The 23,577-nt window shown below is 70.0% G+C and carries 16 protein-coding genes; 8 read left to right on the top strand and 8 right to left on the bottom strand.

Translation table 11 applies throughout. The annotated features are described in order from the left end of the window. The first annotated feature begins 193 nt into the window (after positions 1–193). Both thiC and OG959_RS18810 read left to right on the top strand, forming a co-directional pair. Positions 194–1,993 carry a phosphomethylpyrimidine synthase ThiC gene (thiC, locus tag OG959_RS18815; protein ID WP_326659915.1) on the top strand — a complete coding sequence of 600 codons (1,800 nt, stop codon included), beginning with the start codon at positions 194–196 and terminating at the stop codon, positions 1,991–1,993. A gap of 100 nt (positions 1,994–2,093) precedes the next feature. After that, entirely contained in the window at positions 2,094–3,785 is a 1,692-nt protein-coding gene (locus OG959_RS18810; protein ID WP_326659913.1) for a DUF885 domain-containing protein, read from the top strand. Positions 3,786–3,879: 94 nt separating this feature from the next. Here OG959_RS18810 and OG959_RS18805 read toward each other — a convergent pair whose 3' ends face one another. The 3 genes from OG959_RS18805 to OG959_RS18795 all read right to left on the bottom strand — a co-directional run bounded on the left by OG959_RS18805 (position 3,880) and on the right by OG959_RS18795 (position 7,226). Further along, positions 3,880–4,701, bottom strand: a complete 822-nt coding sequence (locus OG959_RS18805) for a hypothetical protein (protein WP_326659911.1) — start codon at positions 4,699–4,701, stop codon at positions 3,880–3,882. Positions 4,702–4,883: 182 nt separating this feature from the next. After that, positions 4,884–5,942 (bottom strand): metallophosphoesterase, encoded by a 1,059-nt coding sequence (locus OG959_RS18800; RefSeq protein WP_326659909.1) that lies wholly within the window; start codon positions 5,940–5,942, stop codon positions 4,884–4,886. 174 nt (positions 5,943–6,116) lie between these two features. Further along, positions 6,117–7,226: a LacI family DNA-binding transcriptional regulator gene (locus tag OG959_RS18795; protein WP_326659907.1), complete on the bottom strand. Its 1,110-nt coding sequence runs from the start codon at positions 7,224–7,226 to the stop codon at positions 6,117–6,119. A gap of 370 nt (positions 7,227–7,596) precedes the next feature. Between OG959_RS18795 and hisC the strand changes: the two genes are divergently transcribed. From hisC to OG959_RS18770, 5 genes are all read left to right on the top strand, one after another. Continuing rightward, positions 7,597–8,676 (top strand): histidinol-phosphate transaminase, encoded by a 1,080-nt coding sequence (gene hisC / locus OG959_RS18790; RefSeq protein ID WP_326659906.1) that lies wholly within the window; start codon positions 7,597–7,599, stop codon positions 8,674–8,676. A 259-nt stretch (positions 8,677–8,935) separates the two neighbouring features. Beyond that, the gene (locus OG959_RS18785) at positions 8,936–10,444 is read left to right on the top strand and encodes a cytochrome ubiquinol oxidase subunit I (protein ID WP_326659905.1); all 1,509 of its coding nucleotides are present in this window, start codon (positions 8,936–8,938) and stop codon (positions 10,442–10,444) included. Between the two features lie 19 nt (positions 10,445–10,463). Beyond that, the gene (cydB, locus tag OG959_RS18780; RefSeq protein WP_326659904.1) at positions 10,464–11,465 is read left to right on the top strand and encodes a cytochrome d ubiquinol oxidase subunit II; all 1,002 of its coding nucleotides are present in this window, start codon (positions 10,464–10,466) and stop codon (positions 11,463–11,465) included. A gap of 46 nt (positions 11,466–11,511) precedes the next feature. Then, positions 11,512–15,057, top strand: a complete 3,546-nt coding sequence (cydD, locus tag OG959_RS18775; RefSeq protein WP_326659903.1) for a thiol reductant ABC exporter subunit CydD — start codon at positions 11,512–11,514, stop codon at positions 15,055–15,057. A gap of 64 nt (positions 15,058–15,121) precedes the next feature. Then, positions 15,122–16,909, top strand: coding sequence for a sensor histidine kinase (locus OG959_RS18770; protein ID WP_326659901.1), 1,788 nt, complete (start codon positions 15,122–15,124; stop codon positions 16,907–16,909). 39 nt (positions 16,910–16,948) lie between these two features. On the opposite strand, the gene OG959_RS18765 is transcribed toward OG959_RS18770, so the two are convergent. Continuing rightward, entirely contained in the window at positions 16,949–17,815 is an 867-nt protein-coding gene (locus OG959_RS18765; protein WP_326659899.1) for an HAD hydrolase family protein, read from the bottom strand. Positions 17,816–18,028: 213 nt separating this feature from the next. Here OG959_RS18765 and OG959_RS18760 point away from each other — a divergent pair, with 213 nt between their 5' ends. Continuing rightward, a complete protein-coding gene (locus OG959_RS18760; RefSeq protein ID WP_326659897.1) occupies positions 18,029–18,991 on the top strand; it encodes an LLM class flavin-dependent oxidoreductase in 963 nt (320 codons plus the stop codon). A 46-nt stretch (positions 18,992–19,037) separates the two neighbouring features. On the opposite strand, the gene OG959_RS18755 is transcribed toward OG959_RS18760, so the two are convergent. From OG959_RS18755 to OG959_RS18740, 4 genes are all read right to left on the bottom strand, one after another. Continuing rightward, on the bottom strand, positions 19,038–19,580 hold the full coding sequence (locus OG959_RS18755) for an RNA 2'-phosphotransferase (protein ID WP_326659895.1): 543 nt from the start codon (positions 19,578–19,580) through the stop codon (positions 19,038–19,040). Between the two features lie 149 nt (positions 19,581–19,729). Then, the gene (locus OG959_RS18750; RefSeq protein WP_326659893.1) at positions 19,730–20,701 is read right to left on the bottom strand and encodes a MerR family transcriptional regulator; all 972 of its coding nucleotides are present in this window, start codon (positions 20,699–20,701) and stop codon (positions 19,730–19,732) included. Beyond that, complete coding sequence (locus tag OG959_RS18745; RefSeq protein ID WP_326659891.1) at positions 20,698–22,479, bottom strand: SDR family oxidoreductase; 1,782 nt, start codon at positions 22,477–22,479, stop codon at positions 20,698–20,700. The genes OG959_RS18750 and OG959_RS18745 overlap by 4 nt, the downstream gene beginning before the upstream one ends. After that, positions 22,476–23,327 carry a M24 family metallopeptidase gene (locus OG959_RS18740; protein ID WP_326659889.1) on the bottom strand — a complete coding sequence of 284 codons (852 nt, stop codon included), beginning with the start codon at positions 23,325–23,327 and terminating at the stop codon, positions 22,476–22,478. The genes OG959_RS18745 and OG959_RS18740 overlap by 4 nt, the downstream gene beginning before the upstream one ends. Positions 23,328–23,577 lie beyond the last annotated feature (250 nt).

Below are 23,577 nucleotides of genomic sequence, written 5' to 3'. Positions count from 1 at the left end.
CCGATCATCGCAAGAAGAGGAGGGCCCTCTGTTCAGTTCGTCGGCCGGGGCGCTAGCGTGGTGGCACCTTTGCACACGCGGGAGCTCGGAGCACCGGGCTGAGAGGGCGCTGATCTCCGTACGTCCGTACGGGACACGCTGCGCCGACCGCCGAACCTGTTACCGGGTAATGCCGGCGTAGGGAGTAGGTCTCATGACCACATCGGACACACGCATGCCTGCCTCGAACCAGAGCGACGAGGCCGGGAAGTCCATCGGCTGGCACAAGGGTTATGTCCAGGGCTCACGTCCGGACCTTCGGGTGCCGGTCCGTCAGGTGCACCTCACCAACGGCAACGACGTGACGCTGTACGACACGTCGGGGCCGTACACCGACCCCACCACCGAGACCGACGTCCGTCGCGGACTGGCACCTCTGCGGGAGAACTGGATCATCGCCCGCGGCGACACCGAGGAGTACACGGGACGTCCCGGGCGCCCCGAGGACGACGGGCTCAAGCACACCTCACCGCGCGGTGGGCTGCGCAACCTGGACGCGGTCTTCCCCGGCCGCCCCCGCCAGCCGCGGCGCAGCCGGAACGGCCGCCCCGTCACCCAGCTCGCGTACGCCCGCCGGGGCGAGGTCACACCCGAGATGGAGTACGTGGCGATCCGGGAGAACGTCGATCCGGAGGTGGTGCGCGAGGAGATCGCCGCCGGCCGGGCCGTGCTGCCGGCGAACGTGAACCACCCGGAGATCGAGCCGATGATCATCGGCAAGCGGTTCCTGGTGAAGGTGAACGCCAACATCGGCAACTCCGCGGTCTCGTCCTCCATCGAGGAGGAGGTGGACAAGATGACCTGGGCGACCAAGTGGGGCGCCGACACCGTCATGGATCTGTCCACCGGCCGCAACATCCACACCACCCGTGAGTGGGTTCTTCGCAACTCCCCCGTGCCGATCGGCACCGTGCCGCTCTACCAGGCCCTGGAGAAGGTCGACGGCAGGGCCGAGGAGCTGACCTGGGAGGTCTACAAGGACACGGTCATCGAACAGGCCGAGCAGGGCGTCGACTACATGACGGTGCACGCCGGCGTACGCCTGCCGTACGTGCCGCTGACGGCCCGCCGCAAGACCGGCATCGTCTCCCGGGGCGGCTCGATCATGGCGGCGTGGTGCCTCGCGCACCACAAGGAGTCGTTCCTCTACGAGAACTTCGAGGAGCTCTGCGAGATCCTCGCCTCGTACGACGTGACGTACTCCCTGGGCGACGGGCTGCGCCCCGGGTCGATCGCGGACGCCAACGACGAGGCCCAGTTCGCCGAGCTGCGTACGCTCGGCGAACTGAACACGATCGCCAAGCGGTTCGGGGTCCAGACCATGATCGAGGGGCCGGGCCACGTCCCGATGCACAAGATCAAGGAGAACATCGACCTCCAGCAGGAGATCTGCGAGGAGGCGCCGTTCTACACGCTCGGGCCGCTGACGACCGATGTGGCGCCCGCCTACGACCACATCACCTCGGGCATCGGCGCCGCGATGATCGCCTGGTGGGGAACGGCGATGCTCTGCTACGTGACGCCCAAGGAGCACCTCGGCCTGCCCAACCGGGACGATGTGAAGACCGGGGTCATCACGTACAAGATCGCGGCCCATGCGGCGGACCTCGCCAAGGGGCACCCGGGGGCGCAGGAATGGGACGACGCGCTGTCGGACGCCCGGTTCGAGTTCCGCTGGGAGGATCAGTTCAATCTGGCCCTCGACCCGGACACGGCGCGGGAGTTCCACGACGAGACGCTGCCCGCCGAACCGGCGAAGACGGCCCACTTCTGCTCGATGTGCGGACCGAAGTTCTGCTCGATGAAGATCTCCCAGAAGATCCGTGACGAGCACGGCGACGGGGCCACGGCCGTCCACACCGAGTTCGACGCGGAGGCGCTGGCCGGCATGGCGGTGAAGTCCGAGGAGTTCGCCGCCCGGGGCAACCGGGTGTACCTCCCGCTGACGGACTGACGCCCGGCTGAGCAGGCGCTGTTCCGGACGGGCCGGGGGCCGTCCGGAACAGCGCTCGGGCGCCTGGAGAAATGATCCGACGGCACGTCAAGATGTGTGCATGGCAAACGAATCGGTCACCCCGCGCAGCATCGCCGACCGCCACCTCGATCAGGTGGCCGCACATGACCCGATGACCTCCGCATGGCTGGGCCTGAACCCGGGCGACGACCGGCAGCCGGACCTCTCCCCGGACGGTTTCGAGGCCCACGCCGAGCTGGCCCGGCGCAGTCTCACCGCGCTCGATGCCGCTCCTGTGCCCGGCGACCCCGCCGAGCAGGCGTGCGCCCGGCTGCTGCGGGAACGGCTGACCGCCGAGCTCGCGATGCACGACACCGGCGAGAACTACCGACAGCTGCGCACGGTGGGCGCGCACGTCGAGCAGGTGCGGTCGATCTTCACCCTCATGCCCACGGCCACCGACGAGGACTGGGCGGCGGTGGCCGGCCGGCTGCGCAACCTTCCCGGGGCACTGGACGGTTATCGGAGCACCCTCACCGAGGGCATATCCCGTGGCCTGCTCGCCGCTCCCCGGCAGGTTGCCGGCGTCATCGGCCAGCTCGCCGACTGGACCGGGGAGTCCGCCGGCCAGGGCACGGGCAGGGGCGCGGGCTGGTTCGCCGGCTTCGTCGCGGACGGCACCGAGCGGATGCGGCCCGAGCTGGACGCCGCCGCACTGCGGGCCACCCGTGCCGTCTCCGAGTTCCGTGAGTGGCTGCGTGACACCTACCTACCCGCTGCGGCGGGCACTCCGGACGCGGTGGGCCGGGAGCGCTATCTGCGGGCCGCCCGGCACAACACCGGCGCGGAACTCGACCTGGACGAGGCCTACAGCTGGGCCTGGGACGAGTTCCACCGGACGCTCGCCGAGATGCGCGTCGAAGCCGAACGCATCCTGCCCGGCGCCGGCCTCCTCGAGACCATGCACCACCTGGAGGAGCACGGCCACGCGGTCAAGGGCGACGAGGCCGCCCGCGACTGGTTGCAGCAGCTGATGGACGAGGCGATCAGCACGCTCGACGGCAGCCACTTCGACCTCTCCGGTCCGCTCCGCAAGGTCGAGTCCCGCATCGCGCCGGCCGGCAGCGCCTCCGGGCCCTACTACCAGGGCCCGAGCCTCGACTTCAGCCGCCCGGGACGTACCTTCCTGCCGGCTCTGGAGCAGGGCAGCTACCCGACCTGGCAGCTCGTCAGCATCTGGTACCACGAGGGCGTCCCCGGCCACCACCTCCAGTTCGCCCAGTGGGTCACGGTCGCCGACCGCCTCAGCCGCTACCAGGTCACCGAGGGCATGGTCAGCGCCAACATCGAAGGCTGGGCGCTGTATGCCGAACGCTTCATGGACGATCTGGGCTGCTTCTCCGAACCCGAGCGCCGGCTCGGCTTCCTGGACGGGCAGATGCTGCGCACCATCCGGGTGATCGTCGACATCGGCATGCACCTCGGACTCGCCGTCCCCGCCGACTCGGGCTTCCACCCGGGCGAACGCTGGACGGGTGCCCTCGCAGCGGAGTTCATGGCCACCTACAACGGCAGCCCGGCTGCCCGCCGTGACGCGGAGATCGACCGCTACCTCGGCTGGCCCGGTCAGGCCATCGGCTACAAGCTCGGCGAACGCGCCTGGCTCCAGGGCCGCGCGGAGGCGAAGCGGCGCCAAGGTGCGGCCTTCGACCTCAAGGCCTGGCACATGAAGGCACTGTCCCAGGGCTCGTTGGGCCTCGATGACCTGGTCGGCAGTCTGGCGGCGCTGTAGGTCCGGAAACGGCCGGGCCCACGCCCCGGGGATCTGTCGCGGATCTTCGGGGAACCGGCGCCCGGTGAGCGGACCTCCCGAGCACCGGCCCCTGTCATTCCAGTTCGTGCTCGGGCCCGCCGAAGTCGGGGCTGGTGAAGTCCGGGCTCGTGAACGTCGGGCGGGGCGCGGCGGCCGGGCCGTCGTCCGGGCTGGTGAAGTCGGGCCTGCTGTAGCCGATCTTCGGGATGCGGTTGGGCGAGCGCTGCGGGATGCGCGCGGCCGGGGCGGCCCCGGGGTCGGCGAGGGCGTCCCGCAGGAACGGCAGGATGCCGCGCTCCAGCAGGGCGTGGCGCCAGGCCTCTCTGGCGCGGGCCACGTCCTCCGGGAACTCCTCGCCATGTTCCTCGGCGGGCACCGATGTCGAGCCGTTGCGCAGAGCCGTGACCAGCAGGCCGACGGCGGCCACGAGGATGGCGGCCGCCATAGCCGCCGCGAAGAACCAGCCCGCTCCGACCATCGTGCGCGCGAACGACGGGGGCGGGTCGAGTGCCTTCAGGATGTAGCCGATGAGCAGGAAGATCACCGCGGCGGTGCCTGCCAGCACCGGTGCCAGGACGGTGATGACGACTCCCACGCCGGCGCCCGACTGGCGGGGGCCGAACGCGCCGGGGTCGGCGTCCTCGTCCGGTCCGGAGGCCGCGGCGGCGCGGATCTCCTCGCGGGCCTTCACGTAGTGCTCGTACTCGGTGGCCGCCGCGGCGGTGATCAGCGCGGTGGCCGCCATCGCCATGGTGCGCAGCTGCACCGGATTGAGCCGTTCGCCGACAGCGGCCAGATCCGGTCGTTCATGGGCGTGACGCAGTGCGTCGTCGAGGATCCGCTCGTACTCGGGCCGGTCCTCGGTCAGCAGGTGCGGAGCGCTGTTCATGTGCATCCCCCGATGCTCCGTAGGGCCTGTTTTGCCCGCTCGAAGCGGGCAGTCGGGCGGAAACGGAGGAGAGCCTGCTACTGATACGCCGATGGTAGAGCGCCCACGGCACGGGGTGACAGGGGGTTTCCGGAAATAGGCCCAGTGGTCCGCGTGTTCAGGTCGGGGTGCGTCTTCCCCGAAGAACGTCAGTCATGCAGCGGGAGCTGAACGACCAGTAGCTTTCCGGCCATGGTCACTCCGCCGTCCATGGCGATGGCGAGCCCGTCCGCGTACACGTGCGGACCGTCCACCAGCGGTCCCGACCTGTCCTCGCCGTCCTCGGAGCCGACCTCGCCGAGAAGGTAGGGAATGGGGCTGTGACCATGGACGACGCGTCGGCCGCCGTAGGCCGCCATGAGCTCCTGCACGGCCTGCGGACCCGACTCGTCGCGGAAGGCGAACCGCTTGGTCAGCTTGCGGAAGAGGTCCCAGCACTCATCGGCGTCGTTCCGCGTGAGAATGGCGTGCACTGTGTCGTTGACGTCCTCGATGGTGGACCCGTAATCGAGGTACGCCGTCGTGTCCGAGTGCATCAGGAGGTGCTCGTCCTCCTCGACGACGGCGTCGAGCCGGGACATCCACTGGAGGTGGACGTCCTGGAGCCGCTCCATGTCCGTCTTCTGGCCGCCGTTCAGCAGCCAGGCGGCCTGGAAGGTCGCGGTGCCGGCGCCGGAGTTGACGGGGGTGTCACCGAAGCGCTTGGCGCCGATGAGCAGCAGTTCGTGGTTGCCCATCAGGGCCTTGCAGTAGCCACCGGCGGCCGCGGCCTCGGCGGAGAGCCGCATCACGAGGTCGATGACGCCGATTCCGTCGGGTCCCCGGTCGGTGAAGTCGCCGAGGAACCAGAGCCGCGCGTTGCCCGCGGACCAGCTGCCCTCGGAGTCGACGAGGTCCTGCTCGGTGAGGGCGGCGAGGAGCTCGTCGAGATAGCCGTGGACGTCACCGACGACGTACAGCGGGCCGAGCCCCGACTCCTGTGCGGGACGCGGCTCGGGCACGGCCCGTACCTGGACGGTGTCCTCGCGAGTGATCACGGGGAGGTCGCGCGCGGTCGGGGTGTACCCCTCCGGCGGCTCGCCCCCCGGGAATCCGTTGCCCGGGTGCGGTGGGGCGGGCGGCGCAGGGGACTGCGCATAGGGCGGTACGCGGAAGTCGCGCAACGTCGCCGTCCGCACCACGGGTTCCTGACCGGCCCCCTGTGTCATCCGACCCCTCCACCACCGTCGCGCCGCCGTACACCTGACGGGCCCTGCTGGTCGGGGTGGTCCGCGGTGTCGTGCGCCCATCATAGGAATGAGGATCGTGCTCTGTGACGCACCAGGGGTGGTGAATCCTTGCGCACGCCAGGTTCGTCGGTCGATTGGTCCCAATTCGCCTGATCAATCCCCTGCCGGGGAGCGCGGCGCACTGACCGTGGTGCGTGGTGGACGGCGTTGCGAGGAGGTCCGGACGATGAGTTCCGTAGGTATGACCTGCTCCACCGGTCCGTCCTGGTCGACGCCTTCGATGGCGTCGATGAGCAACTGGACGACCGCGGTGCCGATGCGGCGCGGTTTCAGCGAGAGCGTCGTGATGGGCGGCTCGGTCGTCGCGTACACGGTGGACTCGCTGCAGCAGACCAGCAGCAGGTCCTCCGGGACGCGCAGGCCGTACCGGCGGGCGGCCGCCAGCAGATCGGTGCCGTTGGGGTCGAAGAGGCCGTACACGGCGTCAGGGCGGTCCGGGCGGGCCAGCAGGCGGTCGGCTGCCACTGCGCCCGCACACGGGTCGTGGGCGGGGTACGACTCGTACACCGGGTCCTGGCCGACGCGCTCGCACCAGTGGAGGTACGCGGTGGTCGAGAGCCGCGTGTACGTGTCGGTGGTGGTGCCGGTGAGCAGCCCGATGCGGCGCGCCCCGGCGGCGGCGAGATGGTCGAGGAGGTCGAGGACGGCGGCCCGGTGGTCGTTGTCCACCCAGGCGGTGACCGGAAGGGTCCCGGCCGGCCGGCCGTCGGACACGACGGGCAGCCCCTGGCGTACGAGTTCGGTGACGACCGGGTCCTGGTCGGAGGGGTCGATGACGACGGTGCCGTCGAGCGCGACGTTCGACCAGACGTCATGGCGTGAGGTGGCGGGGAGGATGACGAGGGCGTAGCCGCGGGCGAGTGCGGCGGAGGTGGCGGCCCGGGCCATCTCGGCGAAGTACGCGAATTCGGTGAAGGTGAAAGGTTCATCCCCGTAGGTCGTCACGGTCAGGCCGATGAGGCCGGACTTTCCGGTACGGAGGGTTCGGGCCGCGGCGGACGGGCGGTAGCCCAGACGCTCGGCGACCTCGCGGACATGGCGGCGGGTGGCGTCCGGGAGCCTGCCCTTGCCGTTGAGCGCGTCGGAGACGGTCGTGATGGAGACCCCGGCGGCGGCGGCCACGTCCCGGATTCCTGCTCGTCCCTGCCGGCCGCGCCGGGGGGTCTCCGTCCGGCTCACCTGGTGCTTCCCTGCTGCTGTCATGGCGAGCCGATAGTAGGGCTCGGGCGGGCACTTGGCCCGGTCGCATATTCACTCGTTGACAGGCACGTTTCTGCATGGTTATCGATGATCAATCGCCTTGCTAATCAAGGGTGTTACGGGGTCGGGCCATCATGTGTCACGCGTCGGGCCGGATGGGCCTGGCGATAGGTGGATGTCTCGAAGAGGTCTCAACTCACCTCTTCGGGGGACGCGCGCCACGGAGTGAGCCACCGGCGCGCGCCACGGTGCGGAGCGCTCCCCCTCATTCCGGGGCTCATCCGGCGAATCCACGGCCTGCCATTCGCAGCGGCGCCCAATCCTCATAAGGTGAGCAGTATTGATGTGTACGGACGGTCGAGGAGGACCTGCGGTGAGCGAGACGAGCCCCAAGCTGCGTGCCGAACTGGATGGCGTTCCCGCATATGTGCCGGGCAAGCCGGCCGCGGCGGACGGACCGGTCGCGTTCAAGTTGTCCTCCAACGAGAACCCGTATCCGCCGCTGCCCGGGGTGATGGAGTCCGCGCTGGCCGCGGCCGCTCACTTCAACCGCTACCCGGACATGGCCTGCACCGCTCTGATGAACGAGCTGTCGGACCGTTTCGGTGTGCCGCTCTCGCACCTGGCCACCGGCACCGGTTCGGTCGGCGTGGCCCAGCAGCTGCTGCAGGCCACGTCGGGCCCGGGTGACGAGGTCATCTACGCGTGGCGTTCCTTCGAGGCGTACCCGATCATCACCCAGGTCAGCGGTGCCACGTCGGTGAAGGTGCCGCTGACCGACGGTGAGGTGCACGATCTGGACGCGATGGCGGCCGCGATCACCGACCGGACCCGGATGATCTTCGTCTGCAACCCGAACAACCCGACCGGCACCGTGGTGCGCCGGGCGGAGCTGGAGCGGTTCCTGGACCGGGTGCCGGGCGATGTGCTCGTGGTGCTCGACGAGGCGTACAAGGAGTTCATCCGCGACCCCGAGGTGCCTGACGGCATCGAGATCTACCGGGACCGGCCCAATGTGGCGGTGCTGCGGACGTTCTCCAAGGCCTACGGCCTGGCGGGGCTGCGGGTCGGTTTCGCCGTGGCGCATGAGCCGGTGGCCGCCGCGCTGCGCAAGACGGCGGTGCCCTTCGGCGTCAGCCAGCTCGCCCAGGACGCGGCGGTGGCTTCGCTCCGGGCCGAGGACGAACTCCTGGGCCGGGTGGGTTCCTTGGTGTGCGAGCGGCAGCGGGTGCATGAGGCGCTGGTGCGACAGGGGTGGACGGTGCCCGAGTCCCAGGCGAACTTCGTCTGGCTGCGTCTGGGAGACCGTACCGCCGACTTCGCCGCTGTCTGCGAGAAGGCCGGTGTGGTGGTCAGGCCGTTCGCGGGCGAGGGCGTGCGGGTCTCCATCGGCGAGGACGAGGCGAACGACCTGTTCCTGAAGGTCACGGAGTCGTACCGCAAGGATCTGTAGCGCCACGAGCTCCGGCCGGCGGCCCCGTATCTCGTTCGCGAGGTACGGGGCCGTTCGCGTGGCCGGGAGATGTCTGCTTCGGGGGGAATGATCGCTACGTCCCGGAGGGGTACCCCGGTCGCGTCTCCCGAATGCCTGTGCGCCATAATTGCTTGTGAATGTGAACGCGTTCACAAGCGTGTCCTGCTTCCTCCCGTGATCGGTCGGATTTAAAGGACAAACTGCCGGTGTATCGGCGGCGACGTAAGGAGAAGACGACGTGGAGCTGGCTCTGGCGCCGGAGACCCTGGCGCGATGGCAGTTCGGAACGACGACCGTCTACCACTTCCTGTTCGTTCCCCTGACGATCTCTCTCGCCGCGCTCACCGCCGGCCTGCAGACCGCCTGGGTGCGGACCAACAAGGAGAAGTACCTCAGGGCCACCAAGTTCTGGGGAAAGCTCTTCCTGATCAACATCGCGATGGGTGTCGTCACGGGCATCGTCCAGGAGTTCCAGTTCGGAATGAACTGGTCCGACTACTCACGGTTCGTCGGCGACATCTTCGGTGCCCCGCTCGCGTTCGAGGCGCTGATCGCGTTCTTCTTCGAGTCCACGTTCATCGGTCTGTGGATCTTCGGCTGGGACAAGCTGCCCAAGAAGATCCATCTCGCCTGCATCTGGATGGTCTCGATCGGCACCATCCTCTCCGCGTATTTCATCCTGGCTGCCAACTCCTGGATGCAGCACCCGGTCGGCTACCGCATCAACAAGGAACGCGGACGCGCCGAGCTCACCGACTTCTGGCACGTGCTCACGCAGAACACCGCGCTCGCCCAGTTCTTCCACACCATCACGGCGGCCTTCCTGGTCGGCGGCGCGTTCATGGTCGGCATCGCGGCCTTCCACCTCGCGCGCAAGAAGCACATCCCGGTGATGCGGACCTCGCTGCGGCTGGGCCTGATCACCATCGTGATCTCGGGGCTGCTCACCGCCGTCAGCGGAGACCAGCTCGGCAAGGTGATGTTCAAGCAGCAGCCGATGAAGATGGCGGCGGCCGAGGCGCTGTGGGACGGGCAGAACTCCGCGCCGTTCTCGATCTTCGCGTACGGAGACGTCAGCAAGGGGCACAACTCCGTCGAGATCTCGATCCCCGGGATACTGTCCTTCCTCGCCGACGACAACTTCAACTCGTACGTTCCCGGCATCAACGACATCAACAAGGCCGAGCAGGAGCGGTTCGGTCCAGGCGACTACCGGCCCAACATCCCCGTCGCCTTCTGGAGCTTCCGGTGGATGATCGGCTTCGGCATGGCGTCCTTCGGTCTCGGGATCCTCGGCCTGTGGCTGACCCGGAAGAAGTTCATGCTGCCGCCGGGGATGCGCACCGGTGAGGACGAGGTGCCGCATCTGGTCCTGTTCAAGAACAAGGCGCTCAGCCCGAAGCTCGCCAAGTGCTACTGGATCGTCGCGCTCTGGACCCTTCTCTTCCCGCTGATCGCCAACTCCTGGGGCTGGATCTTCACCGAGATGGGGCGTCAGCCCTGGGTCGTCTACGGAGTCCTGCAGACCCGTGACGCGGTCTCCCCCGGCGTCTCCCAGGGCGAGGTGCTCACCTCGATGATCCTGTTCACGGTGCTGTACGCCGTGCTCGCCGTGATCGAGGTCAAGCTGCTCGTGAAGTACATCAAGGCCGGACCGCCGGAGCTGACCGACGCCGACCTCAACCCGCCCACCAGGATCGGCGGCGACCACGACGACGCCGACCGGCCCATGGCCTTCTCCTACTGAGAGCACAGGGAGCCGAGAGATGGAACTCCACGACGTCTGGTTCGTGTTCATCGCCGTTCTCTGGACCGGCTACTTCTTCCTGGAGGGATTCGACTTCGGGATCGGTGTCCTGACCAAGTTGCTGGCGCGGGACCGCAAGGAACGGCGGGTCCTGATCAACACGATCGGGCCCGTCTGGGACGGCAACGAGGTCTGGCTGCTCAGCGCCGGCGGAGCGACCTTCGCCGCGTTTCCCGAGTGGTACGCCACGCTGTTCTCCGGCTTCTACCTGCCGCTGCTGATCATCCTGCTCTGCCTGATCGTGCGGGGCGTCGCCTTCGAATACCGGGCGAAGCGGTCCGAGGCGAAGTGGCAGACCAACTGGGAACACGCGATCTTCTGGACCTCGCTGATCCCGGCCCTGCTCTGGGGCGTGGCCTTCGGCAACATCGTCCGCGGCGTGAAGATCGACGCGGACATGGAGTACGTGGGCAACTTCTGGGACCTGCTCAACCCGTACGCGATCCTCGGCGGACTGGTCACGCTCACCCTCTTCACCTTCCACGGTGCGGTGTTCGCCGGCCTCAAGACGGTCGGGGACATCCGGGCCCGGGCGCGCAGGCTGGCGCTCAAGCTGGGCGCGGTCACCGCGGTCCTCGCGCTGGGGTTCCTGATCTGGACCCAGATCGACCACGGGGACGGCTGGAGCCTGATCGCGATGATCATCGCCGTGGTGGCCCTGGTCGCCGCGATCGGCACCATCGCGGCCGGGCGCGAGGGCTGGTCCTTCGCCTTCTCCGGAGTGACCATCGCGGCCGCGGTCGCCATGTTGTTCCTGACGCTCTTCCCGAACGTCATGCCGTCCTCGCTGAACGATGCCTGGAGCCTCACGGTCACCAACGCCTCGTCCAGTCCGTACACGCTGAAGATCATGACCTGGTGCGCGGGGATCGCCACCCCTGTCGTTCTGCTCTACCAGGGCTGGACGTACTGGGTGTTCCGCAAGCGGATCGGTACGCAGCACATCGCCGACGCGCACTGAACGCAGTGAGTGCCTTGACCGAGCCGAGCCCCGTGGGGTGTTTCACGTGAAACCGATCGATCCGCGTCTGCTCCACCACGCCCGTGCAACCCGCCTGTTCCTGGCAGCAGTGGTGGTACTCGGAGTGGCCGGAGCGGCGCTGGTCATCGCCCAGGCCATGCTCGTCGCCGAAGTGGTGGTGGGCGGTTTCGAGGACGGGCTCACGGGCGGGGGCCTGCGCACTCCGCTCCTGCTGCTCGCCGCGGTCGCGCTCGGCCGGGCCCTGGTCGCGTGGCTCACCGAACTGGCCGCCTACCGGGCCGGCGCGGCCGTCAAGTCCGAGCTGCGCGGGCGCCTTCTCGGCCGGGCGGCAGAGCTGGGGCCGGACTGGCTGAGCGGGCAGCGCACGGGCTCACTGGTAGCTCTCGCCACGCGGGGAATCGACGCGCTCGACGACTACTTCGCGCGCTACCTTCCGCAGCTCGGACTGGCGGTCGTGGTTCCGGTGGCCGTGCTGGCCAGAGTCGTCACCGAGGACTGGGTCTCGGCCGCGATCATCGTCGTCACGCTGCCGCTCATCCCGCTGTTCATGATTCTGATCGGCTGGGCCACCCAGTCGCGGATGGACCGGCAGTGGCGTCTGCTCTCCCGGCTCTCGGGGCACTTCCTCGACGTGGTCGCGGGACTGCCGACGCTGAAGGTCTTCGGCCGGGCCAAGGCCCAGGCCGAGTCCATCCGCACCATCACCTCGCAGTACCGGCAGGCCACGCTGAAGACCCTGCGGATCGCGTTCCTGTCGTCCTTCGCCCTGGAACTCCTGGCGACGCTTTCGGTGGCTCTCGTCGCGGTCACCATCGGCATGCGGCTCGTGCACGGGGAGCTCGACCTCTACACCGGTCTGGTCGTGCTGATTCTCGCCCCCGAGGCCTACCTGCCGATCCGGCAGGTAGGCGCGCAGTACCACGCGGCGGCCGAGGGGCTCTCGGCCGCGGAGGAGATCTTCGCCGTCCTGGAGACCGAACCGCGCACGAGCGGTACGCGGGACGTCCCCGGCTCGTTGCGGCTGGAAGTGGAAGAAGTGACCGTCCGGCACGCGGGGCGCGCCGAACCCTCGCTCGCCGCGGCCTCACTGGTGGTGGAGGAGGGGGAGACCGTCGCGCTGGTCGGTCCGAGCGGCGTCGGCAAGTCCACCCTCCTGAACGTGGTGCTGGGGTTCGTGGCACCCGACGAGGGGCGGGTGCGGGTCGGCGGGACTGATCTGGCGGCCCTCTCCCCCGAGGGCTGGCGCGAGCGGATCGCCTGGGTGCCGCAGCGCCCGCACCTCTTCGCGGGCAGCATCGCGGAGAACGTCCGGCTGGCCAGGCCGGGGGCGGACGACAGCGCGGTGACGGCCGCGCTGCGCGAGGCCGGGGCGTACGACTTCGTGGCCGCGCTGCCGGACGGTGCCGGCACGCTCCTCGGCGAGGACGGCGCGGGGCTCTCCGCAGGACAGCGCCAGCGGCTCGCACTCGCCCGCGCGTTTCTCGCCGATCGGCCGGTCCTGCTGCTCGACGAGCCGACCGCGAGCCTGGACGGCGAGACGGAGGCGGGCATCGTCGAGGCGGTACGACGGCTGGCGGTGGGCCGGACCGTGCTGCTGGTCGTCCACCGGCCGGCGCTTCTGTCCGTGGCAGACCGGGTGGTGACCCTGTCACCTGACGGAGTGGCCTCGCCGGCATCTGCGGCGGCCGAGCGGGCGGGGGCGCGGACAGCCGCTGTGGTGCCGGAGCCGGTGGAGGCCCGGGCAGCGGTCGTCGCGAGCGATACGCCGAAGGAATCCAGCACGCTGCGGGACACGACGGCGTGGACCGGACATGTGCTCGCCCGGGTGAGGGAGGCCGCCGGAGCCCAGCGCGGCCGGCTGCTGCTGGCTCTGCTGCTGGGAAGCCTCGCACTGGGCTCGGCCGTCGGCCTCATGGCCGTCTCCGGCTGGCTGATCTCCCGTGCTTCCGAACAGCCCCCGGTGCTCTATCTCATGGTGGCGGTGACGGCGACCCGCGCGTTCGGGATCGGCCGGGCGGTCTTCCGCTACGCCGAGCGCCTCGTCTCGCACGACGCTGTGCTCCGGATGCTGGCGGAACTTCGCGTGGGCGTCTACCGGAGCCTGGAGCGCATCGCGCCCGCGGGCCTGCGCCGGACCCGGCGGGGGGACCTGCTCTCGCGGCTCGTCGCCGATGTGGACGCCCTCCAGGACTACTGGCTGCGATGGCTGCTGCCCGCCTGCACCGCGGTCGTCGTGGGCGCGGGCGCCGCCGGCTTCACCGCGTGGCTGCTGCCCGAGGCAGGCGTCGTGCTGGCTGTCGGACTGCTGCTGGCCGGGGTCGGGGTTCCGCTCGTCAGCGGAGCCTGTGCCCGGCACGCGGAGCGCCGTCTGGCGCCCGCGCGGGCCGATCTGGCCACCGGGATCACCGATCTGCTCGGCGGGACCGCCGAACTGACCGTCGCCGGCGCGCTTCCGGCCCGCCTGGCCCGGACCCGGGAGGCCGACGGAGTGCTGACCCGGATCGCCGCCCGGGCGGCTACGGCCACCGCGCTCGGCGGCGGTCTCGGCGCCCTGATCGCCGGCCTCACCGTGGTCGCCGCCGCCCTCGTCGCCCTTCCCGCAGCGGCCGACGGCCGGCTGGCCGGGGTGGAACTCGCCGTGGTCGTCCTCACCCCGCTGGCCGCCTTCGAAGCCGTGACCGGTCTGCCGCTCGCCGTGCAGTACCGGCAGCGGGTCAAGCGGAGTGCGGAGCGGGTGTTCGAGGTGCTGGACGCCCCGGTTCCGGTGCGGGAACCCGCCGTCCCCGCCGAGGCTCCCGCGTCGCCGTTCCCGCTGGAGGTACGGGGCCTGTCGGCCCGTTACGCGGGAGCCGGGCACGATGCGCTGGACTCGTTCGACCTCACGTTGGAGGCGGGCCGCCGCATCGCGGTCGTGGGCCGGTCCGGTTCCGGGAAGACCACGCTGGCCCAGGTCCTGCTCCGCTTCCTGGACGCGCGGACGGGCACGTACCGGATCGGCGGGGTGGACGCGTCCGCGCTGGACGGGGACGCGGTCCGGCGGTTCGTCGGCCTCTGTGCGCAGAACGCCCATGTCTTCGACAGTTCCATCCGGGAGAACCTGCGGCTGGCCCGTACCGGTGCGACGGACGCGGAACTGCGCGACGCCCTCGGCCGGGCCAGGCTGCTCGACTGGGCGCTGGCGCTGCCGGACGGTCTGGACACGCTCGTCGGTGAGCACGGGGCCCGTCTTTCCGGCGGCCAGCGCCAGCGGCTCGCCCTGGCCCGGGCACTGCTTGCGGACTTCCCCGTGCTGGTCCTGGACGAGCCGGCCGAGCATCTCGACCTGCCGACGGCCGATGCACTGACCGCGGACCTGCTGGCGGCGACTCAGGGGCGTACCACCGTCCTGATCACCCACCGGCTCGAAGGGCTGGACGCCGTGGACGAGGTGGTGGTCCTGGAGGAGGGCGCCGTCGTACAGCGTGGCCCGTACAGCGCCCTCGCAACGGCGGACGGGCCGCTGAGCCGGATGCTGAAGCGTGAGCAGGAGACCACGGCCGGTTCCGGCGAGCCGGTGGGCGCGCGTGTCTGAGAGGTGTGGACCGCCTCCAGGTCTCGACTTTCCCCCGTAAAAAGGACTAACTACGCTCTGGGGTATGTCAGAGCAGGACCCGAACCACCCGGAGCATGCGCATCATTCGGATCAACCACGGACGCCGCCGAAGGCACCGAAGCCCCTGAAACCGCAGGATTCACTGGACTCGCTCGACGCCGCGACGGAGGCGACCCGCAGCCTGCGGGGTCTGTCCACCGAACTCACCGCCCGCGTTCCGCGGCTGCTGGAAGCCATGAGGTCGGTGGGCACGGGCCTGGAACTCCACTCCACGCTCGACCGGATCTGCGAGACGGCTGCCGAGCTGGCGCACGCCTACTATGCCGCCATCGGTGTCGTGGACGAGGAGGGCAAAGGGCTGTCCGACTTCGTCACGTACGGGGTCTCCGAGACCGTGGCGCGCGGCATCGGGCGCCGGCCTGACGGGCAGCGGGGACTGCTCGGCGCCCTCATCCACGAACCGCACCCCCTGCGGCTGGCCGACCTGACGTCCGACCCGAGGTTCGCCGGCTTCCCGCCGGGCCACCCGCCGATGCGCACGTTCCTCGGCGTCCCGATCCGGGTCCAGGGCGAGATCTTCGGCAACCTGTATCTGGCGGAGAAGGCCGACGGCGGCGAGTTCAACGACTACGACCTGCACATGGTCCGTGTGCTGGCCACCGAGGCAGGCATCGCCATCGGTAACGCCCGGCTGTACGAGGCGGCCAGGCAGCGCGAGCGCTGGATCGACGGGTCGGTGGCCGTGACCACCGCTCTGCTGTCCGGCGGAGACGCCGACGACGCGCTCTCCGTCGTTGCCGAACAGGCCCGTCATCTCGCGGGTTCCGCGGCCGGCATCGTGCTGCTGCCGGCCGAGGACGGGGGACTGGAGATCGTCGCCGTCTCCGCGGAAGACCCGTCCGCCTCGCTCGGGGTGATCATTCCCGCGCACAGCCCCGTGGTGGCGAGGCTGTTGAACGGGGAGGCGGTCTTCGTCGACGACTCGGCCACCGACTCCCGCATGATCACCAGGCTGGCGGACCGTTTCGGCCCGAGCATGATGCTCCCGCTGCACAGCGGGGGCCGGGTGCTCGGAGCGCTCGCCACACCACGTGCCAGGGGCGGGCGGCCGTTCACGGAGACGGAGCGGACCCTCGCCACCCAGTTCGCCTCGCAGGCAGCCCTGGCGCTGATGATGGCCGAGGCGCAGCGGGACCGGGAGCGGCTCGCGGTCTACGAGGACCGCGACCGTATCGCCCGCGACCTGCACGACCTGGTCATTCAGCGGCTGTTCGCCACCGGGATGATGCTGGAGAGCGCGCAGCGCCGGTCGGACGTGCCGGAGGTGCAGACCGGGGTCGGCAGGGCGGTCGACGAACTCGACGTGACCATTCAGGAGATCCGTACCGCGATCTTCGCGCTGCAGCAGGAGCCGGCCGAGGCGCCCTCCGGGCTGCGCACCCGTGTGCTGCGCGAGATCAACATGGCCGCGGTCCCGCTGGGCTTCAAACCGTCCCACCGCTTCCTCGGTCCGGTCGACTCCCTGGTCGGTGAGCTGACCGGGAAGAACCTGATCGCGGCGCTCCGGGAGGCCCTGTCCAACGCCTTCCGGCACGCCGACGCGGCGCGGATCGATGTGGTCGTCGACGCGACCGCGACGCTGCCCGACGGACGGGACGCGGTCCGGCTGTCGGTCGCCGACGACGGGGTGGGCATCCCGGCGGGCGGCCGGCGCAGCGGGCTGCGGAACCTGGCCCGCCGGGCGGAGTCACTCGGCGGGGCCAGTTGGTTCGGACCCGGGATCGGGGAGGACGGCGCGGGCACGACGGTGGTGTGGCAGGCGCCTCTCTGAGCCGCCGGTGCCGGACCGGAACGGGCCGGTTCCCTCGGTTCAGTGCTCCACGCGGAGGCGGGCGCGTTCGGCGATGATCCGCTCGATGACGACCGCGACGCCGTCCTCGTTGTTGGTGACCGTACGGCCGGAGGCAGCGGCCAGAGCGGCCGGGTGCGCGTTGCCCATCGCGTACGAACTGCCCGCCCAGCTCAGCATCTCCACGTCGTTCGGCATGTCGCCGAAGGCGACGACCTCGGCGGCGGAGATGCCGCGCTCGGCACAGCACAGTTCCAGCGTGCTGGCCTTGGAGACACCGGGTCCGCTGACCTCCAGGAGTGCCGTGGGGCTGGACCGGGTGAAGGACGCCCGGTCACCGGCGACGCCACGCGCCAGGGCGAGGAATGCGTCCGGGGCCATGTCGCCGTGGTGGGCCAGGACCTTCAGCACGGGGGCACCGGCACCCGGCGTCTCCTCGTGGAGCAGCTTCTCGGCGATGGCCACCGTCGCGCCCGGGTCGAGGTGGAAGGGCGGGTAGGCCGGTTCGTAGTGGATACCAGTGGCCAGCTCGACGGCGAACGACGTGCCGGGGGCGGCCGCGCGCAGCATGTGCACGACATCGAGGGCGATCGGCCGCTCCAGCCCCCGCACCTTCAGCAGCCTGCCGCCATCGTGCAGGTCGGCGACCGCGGCTCCGTTGGCACAGATCGCCAGACCATGGCCGTGTACGTGATCGCTGACGACGTCCATCCAGCGGGCGGGGCGTCCGGTGACGAAGAAGACCTCGATCCCGGCCTCCTCGGCAGCGGCGAGCGCCGCGACCGTGCGGTCCGAGACGGTCTTGTCGTCGCGCAGGAGGGTGCCGTCCAGGTCGGTGGCGATCAGCCGGGGAGCGGCAGGAACGGGCTGTTCGGTAGCTGAGGTCACCGGTCCATTCTCGCGCACGTAGGTGCACGGGCGTGCGCAGGGGCGCACATCTGAGTACGCACGCCGCTGAACAGGAGAACATTCCCCCGGCATATGACTGAGGATCCTCCGAGGATTCTCTGCGGATCCCACCTGCCGGTGGCCCCGGTGGCGTCCGGTAGGGAGGGCTGCGGGAAAGGGGTGGGGCCGGGCGGCCCACCGTAAACTCTGGGCATGAGCACCCCCCTGCGCCTCAGCACCGTGATCCTGCCCGTCCGTCGCTGGCACGAGGGCGGCCGGACGCAGTGGCAGCGCGCCGAGGAACTGGGTCTGCACGCCGCGTACACCTACGACCACCTGGCCTGGCGGGCTTTCCGTGACCGGCCGTGGTTCGGCGCCCTCCCCACCCTGACGGCGGCAGCCTGCGCCACCTCGCGGCTGCGGCTGGGGACGCTCGTGACCTCACCGAACTTCCGGCATCCGGTGACCCTCGCCAAGGAGCTCATCTCGCTCGACGACATCTCGGACGGCCGTGTCACGCTGGGTATCGGGGCCGGTGGCAACGGGTTCGACGCGACGACGCTCCTGCGGAGTGACGAGTCGCCGTGGACCCCGCGCGAGCGGGCGGACCGGTTCGGCGAGTTCGTGGCGCTGCTGGACGGACTGCTCCGAGAGCCGGCCGGGCTGACGCGTGAGGGCGCGTTCTACACGGCCACCGAGGCCCGGAACATTCCGGGCTGTGCGCAGCAGCCGCGGCTGCCGTTCGCCGTCGCCGCGACGGGACCGCGGGGGCTCGCGCTGGCCGCGCGGTACGGACAGGCGTGGGTGACCACCGGTGATCCGAAGATGTACGAGGCGGGCAGCGCGGCAGAGTCGATCGACGCCGTCCGAGGTCAGGTCGCCAGGCTGGGCAGGGCCTGTGCCGAGAGCGGCCGGGACGCGGACGAGCTCGACAAGATCCTGCTCACCGGCTTCACGCCGGAGTTCAATCCGGATCTCGTCGGGGGGCGGGTCGGACCGTTCGCTTCCGTGGACGCGTTCGTGGACTTCGCGGGCAGGTATGCGGAGCTTGGCTTCACCGAGATCGTGATCCACGCACCGGTGCCCGACGGCAGCCCCGAGTTCCCCGCTGCGGTGGCGGACGAGAAGCTCTTCGAGCGGATCGTGACACAGGGGCTGGACCAGCTCGCGGGCTAGCGAGCGGTGCCGGGGCAGCGCCCGCACGGACGCGGCGGGCGCTCCGTCAGCCGGGCAGGCGCAGGAATTCCGGGGGTACGGCGGCGGTGAGCCAGACCCCGTTGGCGCTGACGCAGAAGACGTGTCCGGCCCGGTGCATGGCACCCGCGTCCACTGACAGGACGACAGGGCGGCCGCGCCGGGCTCCGACGCGGGTCGCCGTCTCACGGTCGGGCGAGAGGTGGACGTGTGTGCGATTCATCGGACGCAGCCCCTCGCCGCGGATCGCGTCCAGGGACCGGGCGACGGTGCCGTGGTAGAGGTACGCGGGCGGCTCGGCCGGGGGCAGGTCCAGGTCCACCTCGACGGTGTGGCCCTGGCTTGCCCGGATGCGGTCGCCCTCGACAGCGAAGCGCTGCTTGTCGTTGGACGCGACGACATGGTCGAGTTCGGCTCGGGTGAGCGGGAAGTGGTGACGGGCAACGGCCCGTAGCAGCTCGTCGATCGCTACCCAGCCGTTGGCGTCCAGTGTGAGACCGATCCGTTCGGGCTGGTGCCGGAGGTGTTTCGAGAGGTATTTGGACACCTTGACGGTGCGTCTTTCATCCATCCGGACAGCCTGCCCGCGAGGCCCTCTCCGGCGCATCCGGATTTGGCTCCGGAATTCACTGAGTAATCTTCCCCCCACAGGTTTGATCCACAGCCAACTCCGGTTATCCACAGGTAATTTGGCGATTCTGTGGACAAGTAACCTGCGAATTAACCCATTTGATCAACTGTGGGGGAATTAGTCGGAGATGGGGCAAGTGCATCCAATGTCCTTGTCTGTACCTCTCGTTCGGCGGCAGCGGCAATGAAGGCCGCGGCCTTCTCCCGCCCAACAAGACGCTCCACAGCGGTGATCGTTCCGATCGGCAGCGCGACCGGCAGCGGCGGCGCAGTGACGGGCTGGGAGGTGTAGGGGGCATCGGCGGAGAGGTGGTGCTCCAGATGCCTCGTAGCGAACGTCCGCATGGCCCTGGCGAGTTCGGCGTCGACCGTCTGCTGTGCCAGTGGACGCAGACGCCGCACCATCGAAGCCGCCTCGGCCGCATCCGCGTCGGTCGGGGGCCGATGGCCGAGATATCGGGCGAAGACATGCTCCGTCGTGAACTCCAGGAAACGGGACGCTATCTGCTCTACCTGGCCGCGAAGCTCCCGCAGATGTCCGGAGATTGCGTTCAGCGGTACTCCGGCGGCGTACAACTCCACGGCCACCGCGAGCTCTTGCGGGCTCGGGACCAGGAACTCGTCGTCGCGCCCCGGAATGCGTTCGAGTACTCCCAGCTCCACGGCTTCGGCGATCGCCTCGTCGTCGGGGTGCCCGCCGAACCTCACTTGCAGGTCCGCGCGGGTGATGCGGTCGGCCCGCTCGTCCGTCCACGGTCCGTGCACCTCGGCGACGAGCCCCAGCACGCCGCCCAGGCCGCGACCCGTGTCCCAGGCCTCCAGCAACTCCTTGATGCTGGCCAGGGTGTAGCCCCGGTCCAGCAGGTCCGCTATCTGCCGCAGTCGGGCGAGATGGGTGTCCCGGTACACATTGGCCCGGCCGCGCCGCTCCGGGGTCGGCAGCAGCCCCCGGTCCTGATAGGCGCGGATGGTCCGGACCGTGGCGCCACTGGCGTGCGCGAGGTCCTCGATCCGGTACTCGGCGACTGTCCGGCCGGCCGCCGGCGGCCCGGCGGCGCTCACAGCGGAGGCTTCAGCCGGGCGACCGCGCGCAGCGCTCCCGGGCTGAGCCGGGACAGGAACCGGGCGGCATGGGACTCGGGCGTCACCGGGACGACTGCCTGGTTGCGAACGACCGCCCTGAGGATCGCGTCGGCGACCTTCTCCGGCGGATAGTTGCGCATCCCGTACAGCTTGGTCGTCCGCTTCCGCAGCCGCTGCTCCTCGGCCGCGTCCGCTCCGGCGAAGCGCGTGGTGGCGGTGATGTTCGTGTTCACGATCCCGGGGCAGATGGCGCTCACCCCGATTGACTTCTCCGCGAGTTCTGCACGCAGGCACTCGCTGAGCATCAGCACAGCGGCCTTCGACGTGCTGTACGCGGGCAGCGCGCGGGACGGCTGATACGCCGCGGCCGAAGCCGTGTTGACGATATGGCCGCCCTGCCCGCGTTCGGCCATCTGCTTGCCGAAGAGCCGGCAGCCATGGATGACGCCCCAGAGGTTCACGTCGAGGACGCGTCGCCACTCCTCGGCGCTCGTCTCCAGGAACGAACCGGAGATCCCGATACCGGCGTTGTTGACCAGCACATCGACGATGCCGTACTCGGCGGCGACCTTCTCGGCGAGCTTCTCCATGGCCTGTTCGTCGCTGACGTCCACGGTTTCTGCCCAGGCGGCCGGGGCGCCGATCAGCCGGGCCAGTTCCGCGGTCCGGCTCGCACCCTCAGCGTCCCGGTCCACGGCCACCACGCGCGCACCGGCCTCGGCGAAGGCGAAGGCCGTGGCCCGCCCGATCCCGCCGGCCGCACCCGTCACCAGGACCAGCTGCCCGCCGAACCGGTCCGCGTACGCACCCTGCGGCGCGGTGTCCCGTACAGGAACACCGTCCCGCAGAGCCGCTTCGTTGACCGCCGCGAACTCGCCGATCCAGGAGGCGAGCTGGTCCGGCCTGGTCCGCGGCACCCAGTGCTTGGCCGGTAGTGAGCGCCGCGTCAACTGCGGTACCCATGCGTCGAGTCCGTCGTAGAGCTGTTCCGAGAGGAATATGTCGCCGGTCGGGGTGATCAGCTGGACGGGGACGTGTGCGAACGCGTCGGCGCGCGGACGGCGCAGCCGGGAACGGACGTTGTCCCGGTAGAGCCAGGCCCCGTGGGCCGCATCGTCGGGCAGGGACGGCGTCGGGTAGTCACCCGGAGGCACCTTCTCCAGCCGTTCCAGGATGCGCGGCCACCGTTTGCCGAGCGGTCCGCGCCAGGCGAGCTCAGGCAGCACGGGAGTGTGCAGCATGTACACGTACCAGGACTTGGCGCCCTGCCCCAGCAGCTGGCCGACCCGGCGCGGGGTGGGACGGGCCATCCGCTGCTTGATCCAGTGCCCGAAGTGGTCCAGCGACGGGCCGGACATCGAGGTGAAGGAGGCGATCCGTCCCTCGGTGCGGCTGACCGTGGCGAACTCCCAGGCCTGCACCGAACCCCAGTCGTGCCCGACCACGTGCACCGGCCGGTCCGGACTCACCGCGTCGGCGACGGCCAGGAAGTCGTCGGTCAGCTTCTCCAGCGTGAACCCGCCGCGCAGCGGCACCGGAGCCGTCGACCTGCCGTGGCCCCGTACGTCGTACAGCACGACATGCCACTGCTCGGCCAGCTGCCGGGCGACCTGCGTCCAGACCTCCTTGCTGTCCGGGTAGCCGTGCACCAGCACGATCGTTGGCCGGGCCGCGTCACCCAGCTCGACGACACACAGCTCGATACCGCCCGTGGCCACCCGGCGCTCACGCGCCCCCGGCAGATCTCGCAGACTCACGCCGCCACCCTCTCCTCGGCCCAGCGCCGCACATGCGGCAGGTCATCGTCCAGCCAGAAGGCGCTCTGCTCGGGATCCCGTGAGTCGGTGACGACCAGGATCTCCTCGAACTTCGCGCCCGTGCCCCGGAATCCGAGGTGTGGCTCGACCGCCCACAAACCCGGTTGCGGGGGATGGTCGGAGAAGCGGTACGGACTCCAGAGCGGCGACCAGCCGTCCCGGTGCCCGTGCACCGCATCGCTCAGCAGCCCCTTGAGTGACTGCGTTCCGAACCCGAACACATGGGGCGACCAACGCCGTTCGGCGACCCGGTCGACCTTGTGGGCGATGACCCCGAACGGGTAGGCGCGGTGCCGGTTGGCGTACCCCTGCCTGATCATGAGGCGTTCGACGTCCTCGTAGATCTCGCGCAGCGGGCGCCGCTCCCGCACCTCGCTCAGGATCAGCCCGCGGTGCGCCTCCAGATCGGCCAGCAGCCGGTCATGGAGTGGGTGGAGACCGAGGCAGCCGGAGTACCCGATATCTGCTGTGAACCCCTTGTACACCGGGGCCATGTCGAGGATGAACGGCATCCCCGGCTCCAGCCGCCGGTCGGTCGGGAAGAACTGCAGCGGCACCTTGAACCCGGCGAACGCCGTACGGTCCCCGAACCAGGCGAACGGGAGATGGAACCAGTCGCGCACCCCGCGCTCACGCAGCCACTCGCGCTGCATCCGGGCCGCCTCTCGCTCCGTCACCCCCGGTTTCAGGCGGGCCGCGACCGCTTCCGCGCAGTCGTACGCGAGACGTTGCACTTCCCTGAACCCCTGGAGCTCAGGGGCCCGTTCGTCGTTGACGCGCGAGACCATGCCACCGTCCGTTCCCTGCCGTGTGCGGTACGTGCCCGTAACGTGACACTGATGAATGTGACAATGTCCGGCGGCTACGTCAAGGGGTGTGCCTGGCCTGTGGACAACTCCCCAGCCGGTCGCTCCGAGCACGACGCAGCCGACGGATCGGGACACCACGCAACCGAACGACCGACGGATCCGGACACCACGCAACCGACCGACCGGACACGACGCCCGGTGGCGGACCGGGCCCTGTGACGGGCGGTCC

Origin of the sequence: Streptomyces sp. NBC_00385 (assembly GCF_035917155.1) — a bacterium.
GTDB lineage: Bacteria > Actinomycetota > Actinomycetes > Streptomycetales > Streptomycetaceae > Streptomyces > Streptomyces poriferorum.
The sequence above is the reverse complement of the archived record's forward strand: the minus strand, read 5'-3'. Positions and strand labels throughout refer to the sequence as shown.

Coding starts and splice junctions, on each gene's coding strand:
- thiC (WP_326659915.1), top strand. CDS start 194: ATGACCACATCGGACACACGCATGCCTGCCTCGAACCAGAGCGACGAG.
- OG959_RS18810 (WP_326659913.1), top strand. CDS start 2,094: ATGGCAAACGAATCGGTCACCCCGCGCAGCATCGCCGACCGCCACCTC.
- OG959_RS18805 (WP_326659911.1), bottom strand. CDS start 4,701: ATGCACATGAACAGCGCTCCGCACCTGCTGACCGAGGACCGGCCCGAG.
- OG959_RS18800 (WP_326659909.1), bottom strand. CDS start 5,942: ATGACACAGGGGGCCGGTCAGGAACCCGTGGTGCGGACGGCGACGTTG.
- OG959_RS18795 (WP_326659907.1), bottom strand. CDS start 7,226: ATGACAGCAGCAGGGAAGCACCAGGTGAGCCGGACGGAGACCCCCCGG.
- cydB (WP_326659904.1), top strand. CDS start 10,464: ATGGAACTCCACGACGTCTGGTTCGTGTTCATCGCCGTTCTCTGGACC.
- OG959_RS18770 (WP_326659901.1), top strand. CDS start 15,122: ATGTCAGAGCAGGACCCGAACCACCCGGAGCATGCGCATCATTCGGAT.
- OG959_RS18760 (WP_326659897.1), top strand. CDS start 18,029: ATGAGCACCCCCCTGCGCCTCAGCACCGTGATCCTGCCCGTCCGTCGC.
- OG959_RS18755 (WP_326659895.1), bottom strand. CDS start 19,580: ATGGATGAAAGACGCACCGTCAAGGTGTCCAAATACCTCTCGAAACAC.
- OG959_RS18740 (WP_326659889.1), bottom strand. CDS start 23,327: ATGGTCTCGCGCGTCAACGACGAACGGGCCCCTGAGCTCCAGGGGTTC.